A 14,158-nucleotide genomic window follows, 5' to 3' on the forward strand; every position below is an offset into this window, starting at 1 on the left:
CACCCGTTTTTCACATCAGCTGAGGCTTCAAACCTCTTCCATTTTTCCCAGCAATGCACGCAGACGTTCCTGCCACACGTGTTGCTCTTCTTTCAGGTGCTGATTTTCACGCATCAGCGCATCGTGGTTGCCCGCGACTTGTTGCGCATCGTTACGCAGTGAGTTGTTCTGCTCTTTCAGCTCTTCGATTTCCATCTGCAACAGGGTGATGGTATCAATCGCCTGCTGTACTTTCGCTTCCAGTTTCTCAAACACTTCAAATGACATCTTTCTGACCTCTCCTAAATTCCTGCAAGGCGTTGATGATGCCAGCTTAAGCCAGCAACGTTGTCCCGATTGTATGTAGCCTCACCCCGCAAGTCCAGCAACGCGGCCGCTGCGGGCGTAGTCTGTAACACTTTTCAGCCAATCCCTGAATTTACGCTGCGCTTACTGCGACTGCTTTCTGGTACGGGTCCGTTATCTCCGTCATCAGGCGCGAATATTGGCTAAGGAAAGCCAGAATACGCGAAAACGCGCATTTTTATGACGCAGTACACAAAAAACGATTTCGCTATTTCTCGTTTATGTTCGTTAACGATAAATTCACACCAGCCCTACATTAAAGCTGGGTGCCTCATGGAATGAGAACAAAAACTGATAAAATTTAACCTCGCTTCAGGAACCACTATTATGAGTCAGACAACTAACACGCTCAAAGGTCAGTGTATTGCCGAATTTCTGGGGACAGGCTTGATTATTTTCTTTGGCGCAGGCTGTGTGGCTGCACTGAAACTCGCCGGTGCCGCCTTCGGTCAGTGGGAAATCTGCATCATCTGGGGTCTTGGCGTTTCCATGGCCGCCTACCTCACCGCAGGCATTTCGGGCGCGCACCTGAACCCGGCAATTACCGTTGCGCTCTGCCTGTTTGCTAATTTTGAAGGACGTAAAGTTCTGCCTTATATCGTATCGCAGATTGCCGGTGCCTTTTGTGCCGCGGCGCTGGTATACGGTCTCTACTACAGCCTGTTTTTTGATTATGAGCAGAGCCACCAGATGGTGCGCGGCACGGTTGAAAGTCTCGACCTGGCAGGCATCTTCTCAACCTACCCTAATCCACATATCGGTGTCGGCCAGGCCTTCCTGGTTGAGATGGTCATCACGGCAGTATTAATGGCGGTCATTATGGGTCTGACGGATGACGGCAACGGCATTCCGCGTGGCCCACTGGCTCCACTGCTGATTGGCCTGCTGGTTGCGGTTATCGGTGGCTCCATGGGTCCTCTGACCGGCTTCGCCCTTAACCCGGCTCGTGATTTCGGACCGAAGATCTTCGCATGGCTGGCAGGCTGGGGTAACGTTGCCTTTACCGGTGGTCGTGACATCCCTTACTTCCTCGTGCCGATTTTTGGCCCGCTGGTCGGTGCCTGCCTGGGTGCAGTAGGTTATCGCACACTGATTGGTCGCTACCTGCCAGGTACCGCCCAGGAACCTGCAAGCGTTCCAGCAGACAAACCGGTTGCACGCGCTCAGCAGCGTAAAGCGTAAGTTTCACCTTTTATCATCAGGACAGAATTTATGACTACCACAGATAAAAAATATATTGTCGCGCTCGATCAGGGCACAACCAGTTCACGCGCTGTCATTCTCGACCACGACTCTAATATCGTCGCGGTATCGCAGCGCGAATTCACCCAGATCTATCCGAAAGCGGGCTGGGTTGAACATGATCCAATGGATATCTGGGCTTCACAAAGCTCAACGCTGGTTGAAGTCCTGGCACATGCCGACATCCGCTCTGATGAGATTGCGGCAATCGGTATCACCAACCAGCGCGAAACCGCTATCGTCTGGGAAAAAGAGACCGGCAAGCCGATCTATAACGCCATCGTCTGGCAGGATCCCCGCACCGCCGACTACTGTCACAAACTGAAGAAAGAGGGTCTGGAAGAGTATATCCAGCACACCACCGGTCTGGTGATTAACCCTTACTTCTCCGGAACCAAAGTGAAGTGGATTCTGGATCACGTTGAAGGCTCACGTGAGCGTGCAAAACGTGGCGAGCTGCTGTTTGGTACCGTCGATACCTGGCTGGTCTGGAAAATGACCCAGGGCCGGGTGCATATCACCGACTATACCAACGCCTCCCGTACCATGATGTTTAACATCCATAAGCTGGAGTGGGATCAGCGTATGCTGGATATCCTGGATATCCCGCGTGAAATGCTGCCAGAAGTGAAATCCTCTTCTGAAGTTTATGGTCAGACCAACATCGGCGGTAAAGGCGGTACACGTATTCCAATCGCTGGTATTGCCGGTGACCAGCAGGCTGCGCTGTATGGCCAGCTCTGTGTTCAGCCTGGCATGGCGAAAAACACCTACGGCACCGGCTGCTTTATGCTGATGAACACCGGTACTGAAGCGGTAACCTCAACGCACGGCCTGCTGACCACAATCGCCTGTGGCCCGCGCGGTGAAGTGAACTATGCATTGGAAGGGGCTGTATTTATCGGTGGCGCCTCTATTCAGTGGCTGCGCGATGAGATGAAGCTGATCAGTGAAGCTGCTGACTCTGAATACTTTGCGATGAAAGTGAAAGACACCAACGGCGTTTACATGGTGCCTGCTTTCACCGGCCTGGGCGCCCCTTACTGGGACCCGTATGCCCGTGGTGCCATCTTCGGCCTGACCCGTGGTGCTAATGCTAACCACATCATCCGTGCGACGCTGGAGTCTATCGCTTATCAGACGCGCGACGTGCTGGAAGCGATGCAGAACGATGCCAACACCCGCCTGCAGGCGCTGCGTGTTGATGGTGGCGCGGTTTCCAACAACTTCCTGATGCAGTTCCAGTCGGACATCCTCGGCACCCGTGTTGAGCGTCCGGAAGTGCGTGAAGTCACCGCGCTGGGTTCTGCTTATCTGGCAGGTCTGGCCGTCGGCTTCTGGCAGGATCTGGATGAAGTCCGCTCTAAAGCGGTTATTGAGCGTGAATTCCGTCCAAGCCTGGAAACCACCGAGCGTAACTTCCGTTATGCTGGCTGGAAAAAAGCCGTAGCCCGCGCCCAGGCGTGGGAAGAACAAGAGTAATATCAATGCCCGCGACCGTTGCTGTCGCGGGCCTTTTCCCCGCTCCACTGCCCCGCTGTGTTACACTGCCTGCCTGTTTTTTGTCAGGTAGATGCCATGAAACGAGAACTTGCCATTGAATTTTCCCGCGTAACCGAAGCTGCCGCCCTGGCAGGCTATCACTGGTTAGGACGCGGCGACAAAAATGCGGCTGACGGCGCGGCTGTCCATGCCATGCGTCATGTCCTGAACTCCATTGAAATCGACGGTCAGATTGTGATCGGTGAAGGCGAAATCGACGAAGCTCCGATGCTCTATATCGATGAAAAAGTCGGTACCGGTCGCGGCGATGCGGTCGACATTGCGGTCGATCCGATTGAAGGCACCCGCATGACGGCGCTTGGCCAGGCTAATGCGCTGGCGGTGATGGCCGTAGGCGATAAGGGCAGCTTTCTGCACGCACCCGACATGTACATGGAAAAACTGATTGTTGGCCCCACAGCGCGTGGAGAGATCGATCTCGACCTGCCGCTGGAAACCAACCTGCGTAACATCGCCATCGCGATGAATAAGCCGCTGTCGCAGCTAACCGTGTCGATTCTGGCAAAGCCGCGTCATGACGCAGTGATCGGCCAGTTGCAGCAGCTGGGCGTGCGGGTGTTTACCTTCCCGGATGGCGATGTCGCCGCCTCCATTCTGACCTGCATGCCGGACAGCGAAGTCGATGTGATGTATGGCATCGGCGGCGCACCGGAAGGCGTGGTCTCTGCGGCGGTGATCCGCGCGCTGGATGGGGATATGCAGGGCCGGTTGCTGGCGCGTCACCACGTGAAAGGCGACAGCGCTGAAAACCGTCTGCTGGGTGAACAGGAGCTGCAGCGCTGTGCAGAGATGGGGATCGAAGCGGGCAAAAAGCTGACGCTGAATGAGATGGCACGCAATGACAACGTGGTGTTTGCCGCCACCGGCATTACCAGTGGCGAACTCCTGAAAGGCATTACGCGTCAGGGCAATATCGCCACCAGCGAGACCCTGCTGATTCGCGGTAAATCACGCACCATCCGCCGTATTCAGTCGATTCACTATCTCGACCGTAAAGATCCGGCGCTCCATCCCTTTATCCTGTAACCGGCTGGTTGCCGCGCTCCGGCTGACGTGAGAGCGGTAACCAGCAGAGCAGCATCACCAGCGCCGTAAAGAACATCAGCATGCCAAGGCTGAACTGATCGCGCTGCGGCATCATGGCTGACAGCCACGCCACCAGGCCCGATCCCAGGTTCTGCATCCCGCCAATCAGCGCGCCCGCGCTACCCGCCAGCCAGGCATAAGGTTCCATCGCGCCTGAAGTCGCCAGCGGGAACAGCATGCCAGCCCCAAAGAAGAACAGCGCAGCCGGAACCAGCAGCGTCCAGATATTCATCACGCCGAACCATGCCGGGATCCACATCAGGATGCCCGCCAGCAGGCAGCTATTTACGCCCCACCACATCAGACTGTGCCATGAACCCTGCTCGCGACCGGCAAACCAGGCACCAAAAAATGCTGCCGGAATCGGCAGGATGAACAGGATGCTGACGGTCAGGCTATGCAGGCCGAGCACGCCGCCCAGCAGAACGCCACAGCTCGACTCAAATACCGCAATCCCGGCCAGCGCGCCAATCAGCAGCACAATGTAGCGAACGAAATTCGCGTCGCTGAGCAGGCGGGCGTAGCGTTTAAAGAAAGGTGTCACTTCCGCGCTTTGCGGTCGGGTCTCCGGTAGCCAGCGTGCCATTGAGACGGTTACCGCCAGACAGAGCAGCAGCAGAAAGGCAAAGCAGGCGTGCCAGCCAAAGAGCTGAGTCAGCAGTGCACCAATTACCGGTGCCAGCAGCGGGCTGACCAGAATGCCCATATTAAGCAGGCTGTTAGCGCGGCGCAGTGCATGCCCCTCGTAGAGATCGCGCGGCATGGTGCGGGCCATCACGCCAGCTACGCCGGTGCCCAGTCCCTGAACAGCGCTGCCGAACACCAGCATATCGAGCGATGTCGCCATCAGTGCCGTGATTGCGCCGATCATAAAGATCATCATGCCCGCCAGGATCACCGGGCGACGGCCTATGCTGTCTGACAGCGGGCCATAGATCAGCTGGGATCCGCCATAGGTCATCAGATAGGCCGCCATCACGCGCTGCAGCGCGCCATCACGCACATTCAGAGCATCCGCCATCACCGACATCGCCGGGACATAGATAGTCTGTGCCATCTGCCCTACTGCCACCAGCACAATGAGCATCACCAGCAGCGGGCGATTTTCGAGTTTAGTCATCATGATTATGCAAAATTTCTTTCTGTGAAAGGAGGTTAAAACAGCGGTTCACCCGCCAGTCATCTTATTATGGCGGGCAAAATATCAGGATTAGATGACAAAGCGAGAGGTGAGCGAAAAGGTCCCGGCTTGCGCCTGTCAAGTTTATGGGCCAGCCTGTAAAGACAAAGCAACAGTTTGTCGATTAGAGCCTTTGCCCCGGCGCAGGCTGGCAATCTCACCGGGCAGCCGCGAAAATAGTGACCTGCCTGAATAATCAACAACCAGGGAGTGATTATGGCTGAGTGGGTCAATGCTGAAGTAAAGGAAGTAAAAAACTGGACGGATGCGCTGTTCAGTCTCCGGGTAAAAGCGCCCATCGATCCCTTTATCGCCGGGCAATTTGCCAAGCTGGCACTGGAAATCGACGGTGAGCGGGTACAGCGCGCTTACTCTTACGTCAATGCGCCGAAAGATGATCTGCTGGAGTTTTACCTGGTCACCGTGCCAGAGGGCAAACTGAGTCCGCATCTGCAGGCACTTCAGCCTGGCGATCAGGTGATGGTCACCAAAGAAGCGGCAGGATTCTTTGTGCTGGATGAAGTCCCTGAGTGCAAAACCTTATGGATGCTGGCAACCGGCACCGCTATTGGCCCCTACCTGTCGATGCTACAGCAGGGCGAAGGTCTGGATCGCTTTGAAAACATCGTGCTGGTTCATGCTGCACGCTATGCAGCCGACCTGAGCTTTTTGCCGCTGATGCAGCAGCTGCAACAACATTATCAAGGCAAGCTGCACATCCAGACGGTGGTGAGTCGCGAAGAGATCGCCGGTTCGCTGACTGGCCGGGTCCCGGCGCTGATCGAAAACGGTGAGCTGGAGCGCGCCACCGGGTTAAGCCTGGATGCTGACAGCAGCCATGTGATGCTGTGCGGCAACCCGCAGATGGTGCGTGATACCCAGCAATTACTGAAAGAGACTCGCGAGATGCGCAAGCACCTGAAGCGCAAGCCGGGCCATATCACCAGCGAACATTACTGGTGAGCCGTTTGCCGGTATCGCACCGGCTGAGTCGCGGTACCAAACCGGTTAGCGCCGGGGGTACCGCGAAAGAGACCGAGATCGAGCAGCAGGCCAGCCAGTAACACAAATGGAATGGCGCGACCCAACAGCCAGGGCAGTATGCCGTCCAGCATGCTCCAGTTCCCTGCCACCAGCAGCCAGGCAACAATCACCAGAAATCCCCAGTAGCCGCGGCGATTACGATCGTGCAATCGTTTAACGATAACCGCGCTGGCGGGCCATAGCAGGCAGACAACGCCAAAGGCCGCCATCTGAGTATCAAGCCAGTCGTTAGCCGCTAACGCGAATAACAGGGTTGTTGTCAGCAACCAGACCGCCTGCCAGATCCAGAAATCACGTCGTCCCAGCCGGCCGCGCCAGGAAAAACACCATTGTTGTAACGTCATGCATTATCATCCAGAGAGAAGAGAACCGCTGCGGTTTTGACCTCGCGGATAAAAACCGTTTTAATTTGCGCCTGAGTTTACGGGTTAGGATCGACAAAATGAAGAATTTGCCTGGCGCACTGCTGTTATCGTTTGCGCTGACGGTTCCGGTCTTTGCCGCCGATCCGCCACCGCAGGATCGGGCCGATGCGTTGCCCACCGCCCCCTATCTGCTGGCGGGCGCCCCCACTTTTGATATGACTATCGGCCAGTTCCGCGAAAAGTATAATCAGGCCAACGGGGCGCTGATGCTGCCGGAATATCGCGCCATTGATAATCGGGGTGACAAAAGCACCCTGACGCGCGCCGCCAGCAAAATCAATGAAACTCTCTATGCGTCTACCGCGCTGGAGCCCGGTACCGGCAAAATTAAGACGCTGCAGATTACCTGGCTACCGTTGCCAGGCCCGGATCAGAACGCCTCACAGCAAAAAGCGCTGGCCTACATGACCGCCATGTTGCGCTTCTTTGTACCGGGACTGAGCGCCGATGAGGGACGTAAAAAGCTGGAGGGTTTGCTGAAGCAAGGTAAGGATTTACCCTACTTTGCGCAGGTCGAGGGCGCGTTGCGTTTTGTGGTGGCTGACAACGGCGACAAGGGGCTGACCTTCGCCGTTGAGCCGGTCAAACTGGCGCTCGCCAGCCCCTGATGATGAGGCCGAAAATGACGAAAAGCAAAGCCATCGCTACATTTGATCTCTATACTGTCTGGCAGACAACGCTGCCAGCTGGCAGCGATTTTTCATGTATCGCTTTATGCGGAGGATAGAATGCGACATCCACTGGTTATGGGTAACTGGAAGTTGAATGGCAGCAAGCAGATCACAGCTGAACTGATCGCCGGTCTGCGCAAGGAACTGTCTGGCGTTGAGGGTTGTGGCGTCGCCATTGCACCGCCAGCTCTCTATCTCGAGCAGGCAAAACACGCCATCTCCGGTAGCCACATCGCACTGGGTGCGCAGAACGTAGACGTTAACCTGTCTGGTGCGTTTACCGGTGAAGTTTCCGCAGAGATGCTGAAAGATATTGGCGCGAAATATATCATTATCGGTCACTCAGAGCGCCGCACTTACCACAAAGAGAGCGACGAATTCATCGCTAAGAAATACGCGGTGCTGAAGTCAGTGGGCCTGGTACCGGTGCTGTGCATTGGTGAAACCGAAGCGGAAAACGAAGCGGGTAAAACCGAAGAAGTCTGCGCTCGTCAGCTGGATGCCGTTCTGGAAACTCAGGGCGCCGAAGCGTTTAAAGATGCGGTCATCGCGTATGAGCCAGTCTGGGCCATCGGTACCGGCAAATCTGCCACCCCTGCTCAGGCACAGGCCGTTCATAAATTCATTCGTGATCATATCGCGAAGAAAGATGCGGCTATCGCAGAACAGGTCATCATTCAGTACGGCGGCTCAGTTAACGATAAAAATGCAGCTGAGCTCTTCACCCAGCCCGACATCGATGGCGCGCTGGTTGGCGGTGCCTCACTGAAAGCGGACGCTTTCGCTGTGATCGTTAAAGCTGCAGCGGCTGCAAAAAGCGCTTAAGCAGTAAACGTACCGATTAAAGGCGGCTTAAGCCGCCTTTTTTATGGGCGCTATCAGCTGACAGGCGTGATCCTGTACCTCCTCCGCTGAACCGCTGTTCAGCAGCAGCCAGTTTCGCTCTATCGCCATCAGCACCAGTCGTCCATCACTTAATTCAGCCAGTGCCAGCCCATATTTCCCCATCTCGCTGCGTGCCTCTGGCCGCTCATCGGCCAGCCGGATAAACGCACTCTGCCGGGTCAGCTCGTCCAGGGTCAATGCACGCAGCCAGTAGCGGTGCTTACGCAGCGTGATGCTCTGCCACCGCCCGCTAAGCTGTGGCGTCAGCTGATCAAGCTGCTGACGCACATCGGGTCGCAGGCAGGAGATATGAATATGGAGCTGGTTCTGCGTGCGGCCATACTGTGAATTGATAGCCAGTGACAGGACACGATCATCAATAGGTGAGCCGCGTCGCTGCGCAAGCAGAGTCCGCTCATTCCAGGCAAGGGCAAAGTAGTTGGGTGTAGCGGATTGCAGTAACCCCGGGCTTTCGATGCCGGTGATCCTGTCGAGCGGGATCAGCAGATACTGCAACGGCCCGTGCATATCTTTTAGCATAGCATAGCGATGCCGCTGATCGACGCGCTGACAGGGCGCAGGTTCTCCACCACTCTGCTGGTGAGGCAGACATTTCTCGCTGACGATCTGCCACAACGCATCACTGTTCTTTTTGAAATGCAGTGCGGCAGCCAGCATCCCCGCAATGACCAGTACGAGCAGAACCGCAACCAGGCGGGTTGCACGACGATGTGTCGGCATAACAACGCTTCCTGAATGGCTTAGCAGCCTGCATCCTCGCCTGGCGAGAAAAAAATGTCACGGGGAATTCTGGCAGATAACCCAGCGGCTGGGCGGAGAAGAGAAAAACCGGGATGGTAGAGGATAAGCGGTCAGCGCAGGGATGCGCTGACCGCAACGCATTACGGTTTCATGACCTGGTCATAGCTGCCGCCATCGGCGAAGTGAGCTTTCTGAGCCTGTGTCCAGCCACCAAACTTGTCCTGAATGGTAAACAGCTTCACTGGCGCAAAGGTGCTGGCGAATTTCTTCGCAATTTCAGCATCACGCGGACGGTAGTAGTTCTGTGCAGCGATAGTCTGGCCTTCTGGCGAGTAGAGGTATTTCAGATAAGCATCGGCGACTTTACGCGTCCCCTTTTCATCTACCACTTTATCGACCACCGACACGGTCGGTTCAGCCAGAATCGATTCGCTCGGGGTGACAATCTCGAACTTGTCTTTGCCCAGCTTGTTAACCGCCAGATACGCTTCGTTTTCCCAGGCGATCAACACATCACCAATCCCGCGCTCAACGAAGGTATTGGTTGCGCCGCGTGCGCCGGAATCCTGCACTTCAACGTTTTTAAACAGCGCTCTGACGTAAGCCAGCGCTTTGGCCTGATCGCCGTTGTTATGATCCAGCGCCCAGCCCCAGGCCGCCAGATAGTTCCAGCGTGCGCCGCCGGACGTTTTCGGGTTAGGGGTAATAACAGATACGCCTGGCTTCGTCAGGTCGCTCCAGTCATGGATGCCTTTAGGGTTATCTTTACGAACCAGGAAGACAATGGTCGAGGTGTAGGGCGCAGAGTTGTCCGGCAGACGCTGAATCCAGTTTTTATCAATACGACCGCGTTCTGCAATGGCATCAATATCCGATTGCAACGCCAGTGTGACCACATCCGCCCGAATGCCGTTAATCACGGAGGTCGCCTGCTTACCGGAACCGCCATGCGACTGACGGACCACGACATTATCGCCGGTTTCCTGTTTGTAGTGCGCACTGAACGCTTTGTTGTACTGTTCGTACAACTCACGCGTTGGATCGTAGGAAACGTTTAACAGCTGAATGTCTTTCGCCAGAACGCTGGTTGAGGCCAGCAACAGGGTAACGCCGATACTCCACTTGTTCATTACGCACTCTCCCAATGTCGTTATGGGCTAAGCGTGACATAAACCAATACAGAGCTAAAAGAATTAAAAATAAGCTGTTATAACCATGGGGAATATAGAGGCGGGATGCCGGGGCGCGCCAGGTCGCACACCCCGAAGAGGAATTAATAGAGTTTTTTCGCGGTGTCGAGCCAGTCGCGTTTGAACGGACGCTTCATATTCTCAATGGCGTCGACGATGTCGTGATGCACCATCTTCTCGTTCTGAATACCGACGCAACGGCCGCCGTAACCCTGCATCAGCAGTTCAATGGAGTAGGCACCCATGCGTGAAGCCAGAATACGGTCATACGCACAAGGTGCACCGCCACGCTGAATGTGGCCCAGAACGGTAGAACGGGTTTCACGCTTGGTTTCTGTTTCGATGAAACGCGCCAGATCGTCGATATCGCAGATGTGCTCAGTAATCGCCACGATAGCGTGCTTTTTACCTTTGGCGATGCCCGCTTTGATTTCCGCTACCAGCTCTTCACGGGTATACGGGAACTCAGGCAGTACGATGAACTCACAGCCACCGGCAATGGCGGCCGCCAGTGTCAGATCGCCACAGTAGCGACCCATCACTTCCACAATCGAAATACGCTGATGCGATGAAGAGGTATCACGCAGGCGGTCAATCGCTTCAACCACAGTTTCCAGCGCAGTGAAATAACCGATAGTGTAATCCGTTCCGGCAACGTCGTTATCGATGGTGCCTGGCAGACCAATGCACGGGAAGCCCATTTCAGTCAGGCGCTTAGCCCCCATGTAGGAACCGTCACCACCAATAACAACCAGCGCATCGATGCCGCGCTTTTTCATGTTCTCAATGGCAACCTGACGCACATCTTCATTACGGAACTCAGGGAAGCGAGCTGAGCCCAGGAAAGTGCCGCCGCGGTTAATCATGTCTGAAACGCTGTAGCGATCAAGATTGATCATGCGATCTTCGTACAATCCCAGGTAACCGTCATAGATCCCAAAAACTTCCAGTCCTTCACTCAGCGCGGAACGCACCACGCCACGAATAGCTGCGTTCATGCCTGGGGCGTCACCGCCGCTGGTTAATACACCAATTTTTTTGATCATGACAACCTCTGGATTGTTCAAAACTAAGGGTTAATCCTGCCTGTCGATCGCTGCTGAAGCTCATTTTACGACTCGCGCGACACGTGATGGCAGATAGTATATCAAAGGCTTGCTGCTGAATTGATTCAGGTCAGACAACTTTTCACTATTTTTTGCAGCAATGTTAGCGTTACGTCATCCCTGCCGTATCGATTTGATTCATTTAAGTTAAAAACCTAAAGAATCCTTTCTCTCGAACGGTACCACAGAACAGGGATCCTGATGGATAATTACGTCTGACCCGGGAAATTCTTTGCGTAACGCCTTCTCAACCTGATCGGCTACCCGATGCGCCTGCACCAGTGGCAGCTGATCTTCCAGTTCCAGATGCAGCTGAATAAATTTGGTCGGCCCGGACTGACGGGTTCGCAGATCGTGAACGCCCTGCACCTGCGGCCAGTTTGTCGCAAGCGTCAGGATTTGCTGCCGTTCCTCTTCCGGTAACGCGCGATCCAGCAATGACTGAACCGCCTCGTAGCCCATACGCAGTGCGCTGTAGAGAATAAAAATACCAATGCCCAGCGCGAACAGGGCATCCGCGCGGGCAAAGCCGTAGCTGCTCAGCACCAGCGCAATCAAAATAGCGCCATTCATGATGACATCGGACTGATAGTGCAGCATGTCAGCCCGGATCGCCTGGCTGCGGGTTTTACGAACCACCCATCGCTGAAAGGCCACCAGTACCAGCGTTGAGCTCAGCGCCACCACGGTTACTACAATACCGACGCCGGGCGCCCGCAACTCATTGGGCGTCGCCAGATGCTGCAGGCCGGTCAGAAACAGAAACAGCGCCGAGCCAGAAATAAACATACTTTGCGCCAGCGCTGCCAGCGACTCCGCTTTGCCGTGCCCGAAAGTATGATCCTCGTCGGCAGGCTGCAGCGCATAACGCACCACCAGCAGATTGGTCAGCGAGGCGGCGATATCCACCAGTGAATCCACCAGAGAGGCCAGTAAACTCACCGAACCGGTGTACCACCAGGCAAAAATTTTCACGAGCAACAGCACAGACGCAAGAATGGTCGCGCCGAGCGCAGCACGCTTTACCAGTCTGCCATAAGAGGGTTGCATGCCAGATTCCCTGTGCGGCATCAGTGATGATGCGCACCAAAATGAATGAATGGCTCAAGTTTAACATCGGGAGGCGGGCACTGCTTAGCGAGTCGTTCAACGGATCGGACTCTTTTGGAAAAGCGCGACAGGCACAAAAAAACAAGCCCCGGCCTCTGTGGGAGGACGGGGCAAAGTGTCATACACATCAGTACCAGGCCACATTCAGGCCCTGATCTGGGCTGAGAAAGGGACGACGACTACTTTTTGCCGCCTTTTTTCCCGGCTTCTGATGCTTTTTCACGATCGTTTTTGAAATTTCCGCCGCCGCTACTCTGACCGCCTTTCTTACCGGCTTCAGACGCTTTTTGCGGATTATCTGCGAAATTACCTGAACCACCACGATGCTCTGCCATAACTTACTCCGTTAATAGATTCATTCAGGACTACATAATGTGGTTGCTGCTCCCTGAGACTTCGCAAAGACACTTAACTTCCCTGCAGTGACAGGATTAAGTGTAGAGGGTGCGCCTGAACCGGCAAGCGTAACGCGGGGGATTTATCTCATTGAAAAATATAATTAAAGTTTTCTATGCCTGCCTGTAATTCATTCACTTTCAGTGAGTTATAATATTTAACAGGTGGTAAAACCCTTACCGGTACGCTTAAATTTAAGTCATGACCTGAATAGTAAAGAATCGGCGAGACTTATCCATTAAAGCTCAACAAGCGCTAATCAAACAGGGGTTTTATTGCGTGGTGATGATTCCAGTCAAAATAAAAAAAGTGAAAAAAAGATAAAAAAAACCCGCCATTACGGCAGGTTTCTTTTTATTCACGCTTCAAGTTAACCGTACTTCCTTGCGAAGTCGTCGTCAGACTGGCAAAGATACAAAATGAATTCAATAAAAGCGATAAAAGCTGGAATGAATGTCCAGCAAAAAATCAGGTACAAAAATCCCTGACCAATTTTTCCAAGGTAAAATTTATGAACCCCAAACCCCCCAAGGAAAAGCGCCAGCAGAGCAGCAGCAATTCGGTTCTTATTGCCCTGACCTGACCCTGATTGAGTCGCACCACAATTAGGGCAAGCCCTGGCTGATTCATGAATTTCTTTGCCACATCCACGACAAAAAACCATCCCAGACATAATCACTCCTTAATTAAATTGCTTTAGTCCCAAAACTATCGGCAGGCCAGAGCCAAACCTTACAAAAAATCGTTTCAACTCAGACATCTCAACGACATGTATCCAATCAGGCAGCCAGAACTGACTGATATGCATATCCGTTCCGTCAGAATGTAGAAAGAGGTCCGCCGCACGTCATCCACGCACTGGCGACAAGCGTTACTTTATCCATTCAATTTTCTGCAATCCTAAGCAAAGATAACACCTGAACTCGTAGCATATTGCTGCACTTATGATTGGTACGCACAATTCCTTTAATGAGCATCAGGCTGGCACGGATTATTGGAGCAGCATTCTCATTTCTTAAGCCTGCATTACACTCAGAAGCTGTGATAAAACACTTCCACCACTCGTGTTATTCACACTACTCCTGAACCATTTCTGCGCACTCAGTGCCTGGCTCTTCTCAAAAAAAATGATGTTAACCCTGCCCGCAGGAAA

Annotated in this window: 15 protein-coding genes; 6 read left to right on the top strand and 9 right to left on the bottom strand. The window is 54.1% G+C overall.

Annotated features, from left to right (window positions below; translation table 11 throughout):
- Window positions 1–27 precede the first annotated feature (27 nt).
- Window positions 28–267: a cell division protein ZapB gene (gene zapB, locus FOV68_RS21550; protein ID WP_003851242.1), complete on the bottom strand. Its 240-nt coding sequence runs from the start codon at window positions 265–267 to the stop codon at window positions 28–30.
- A gap of 405 nt (window positions 268–672) precedes the next feature.
- Between zapB and FOV68_RS21555 the strand changes: the two genes are divergently transcribed.
- The 3 genes from FOV68_RS21555 (at window position 673) to glpX (ending at window position 4,176) form a co-directional block, all read left to right on the top strand.
- A complete protein-coding gene (locus tag FOV68_RS21555; RefSeq protein WP_010258182.1) occupies window positions 673–1,527 on the top strand; it encodes an MIP/aquaporin family protein in 855 nt (284 codons plus the stop codon).
- Between the two features lie 30 nt (window positions 1,528–1,557).
- Window positions 1,558–3,069, top strand: coding sequence for a glycerol kinase GlpK (gene glpK / locus FOV68_RS21560; protein ID WP_010258184.1), 1,512 nt, complete (start codon window positions 1,558–1,560; stop codon window positions 3,067–3,069).
- Between the two features lie 96 nt (window positions 3,070–3,165).
- The gene (glpX, locus tag FOV68_RS21565) at window positions 3,166–4,176 is read left to right on the top strand and encodes a class II fructose-bisphosphatase (protein WP_143991528.1); all 1,011 of its coding nucleotides are present in this window, start codon (window positions 3,166–3,168) and stop codon (window positions 4,174–4,176) included.
- Here glpX and emrD read toward each other — a convergent pair.
- Entirely contained in the window at window positions 4,166–5,359 is a 1,194-nt protein-coding gene (emrD, locus tag FOV68_RS21570; protein ID WP_022624918.1) for a multidrug efflux MFS transporter EmrD, read from the bottom strand. The genes glpX and emrD overlap by 11 nt on opposite strands.
- 273 nt (window positions 5,360–5,632) lie before the next feature.
- On the opposite strand from emrD, the gene fpr reads away from it, so the two are divergent.
- Complete coding sequence (gene fpr, locus FOV68_RS21575) at window positions 5,633–6,379, top strand: ferredoxin--NADP(+) reductase (protein WP_033773140.1); 747 nt, start codon at window positions 5,633–5,635, stop codon at window positions 6,377–6,379.
- Here the strand turns inward: fpr and FOV68_RS21580 are convergent.
- Window positions 6,370–6,804, bottom strand: a complete 435-nt coding sequence (locus tag FOV68_RS21580; protein ID WP_010258192.1) for a DUF805 domain-containing protein — start codon at window positions 6,802–6,804, stop codon at window positions 6,370–6,372. The two genes, fpr and FOV68_RS21580, sit on opposite strands and share 10 nt — an antisense overlap.
- 98 nt (window positions 6,805–6,902) lie before the next feature.
- On the opposite strand from FOV68_RS21580, the gene FOV68_RS21585 reads away from it, so the two are divergent.
- Window positions 6,903–7,493, top strand: coding sequence for a DUF1454 family protein (locus FOV68_RS21585; protein ID WP_022624917.1), 591 nt, complete (start codon window positions 6,903–6,905; stop codon window positions 7,491–7,493).
- Window positions 7,494–7,613: 120 nt separating this feature from the next.
- Window positions 7,614–8,381 (top strand): triose-phosphate isomerase, encoded by a 768-nt coding sequence (gene tpiA, locus FOV68_RS21590; RefSeq protein ID WP_010258199.1) that lies wholly within the window; start codon window positions 7,614–7,616, stop codon window positions 8,379–8,381.
- 27 nt (window positions 8,382–8,408) lie between these two features.
- Here tpiA and FOV68_RS21595 read toward each other — a convergent pair whose 3' ends face one another.
- The 6 genes from FOV68_RS21595 to FOV68_RS21620 all read right to left on the bottom strand — a co-directional run bounded on the left by FOV68_RS21595 (window position 8,409) and on the right by FOV68_RS21620 (window position 13,678).
- Window positions 8,409–9,182: a CDP-diacylglycerol diphosphatase gene (locus tag FOV68_RS21595; RefSeq protein WP_143991529.1), complete on the bottom strand. Its 774-nt coding sequence runs from the start codon at window positions 9,180–9,182 to the stop codon at window positions 8,409–8,411.
- 161 nt (window positions 9,183–9,343) lie between these two features.
- Window positions 9,344–10,333: a sulfate ABC transporter substrate-binding protein gene (locus FOV68_RS21600; RefSeq protein ID WP_069025519.1), complete on the bottom strand. Its 990-nt coding sequence runs from the start codon at window positions 10,331–10,333 to the stop codon at window positions 9,344–9,346.
- Between the two features lie 143 nt (window positions 10,334–10,476).
- Entirely contained in the window at window positions 10,477–11,439 is a 963-nt protein-coding gene (gene pfkA, locus FOV68_RS21605) for a 6-phosphofructokinase (protein ID WP_003851263.1), read from the bottom strand.
- Window positions 11,440–11,646: 207 nt separating this feature from the next.
- On the bottom strand, window positions 11,647–12,549 hold the full coding sequence (gene fieF, locus FOV68_RS21610) for a CDF family cation-efflux transporter FieF (RefSeq protein ID WP_031591856.1): 903 nt from the start codon (window positions 12,547–12,549) through the stop codon (window positions 11,647–11,649).
- Window positions 12,550–12,788: 239 nt separating this feature from the next.
- Window positions 12,789–12,944: a general stress protein gene (locus FOV68_RS21615; RefSeq protein WP_010258211.1), complete on the bottom strand. Its 156-nt coding sequence runs from the start codon at window positions 12,942–12,944 to the stop codon at window positions 12,789–12,791.
- A 431-nt stretch (window positions 12,945–13,375) separates the two neighbouring features.
- Complete coding sequence (locus FOV68_RS21620) at window positions 13,376–13,678, bottom strand: TM2 domain-containing protein (RefSeq protein ID WP_031591859.1); 303 nt, start codon at window positions 13,676–13,678, stop codon at window positions 13,376–13,378.
- Window positions 13,679–14,158 lie beyond the last annotated feature (480 nt).

The organism is Pantoea sp. paga (assembly GCF_007558755.1).
GTDB lineage: Bacteria > Pseudomonadota > Gammaproteobacteria > Enterobacterales > Enterobacteriaceae > Pantoea > Pantoea agglomerans.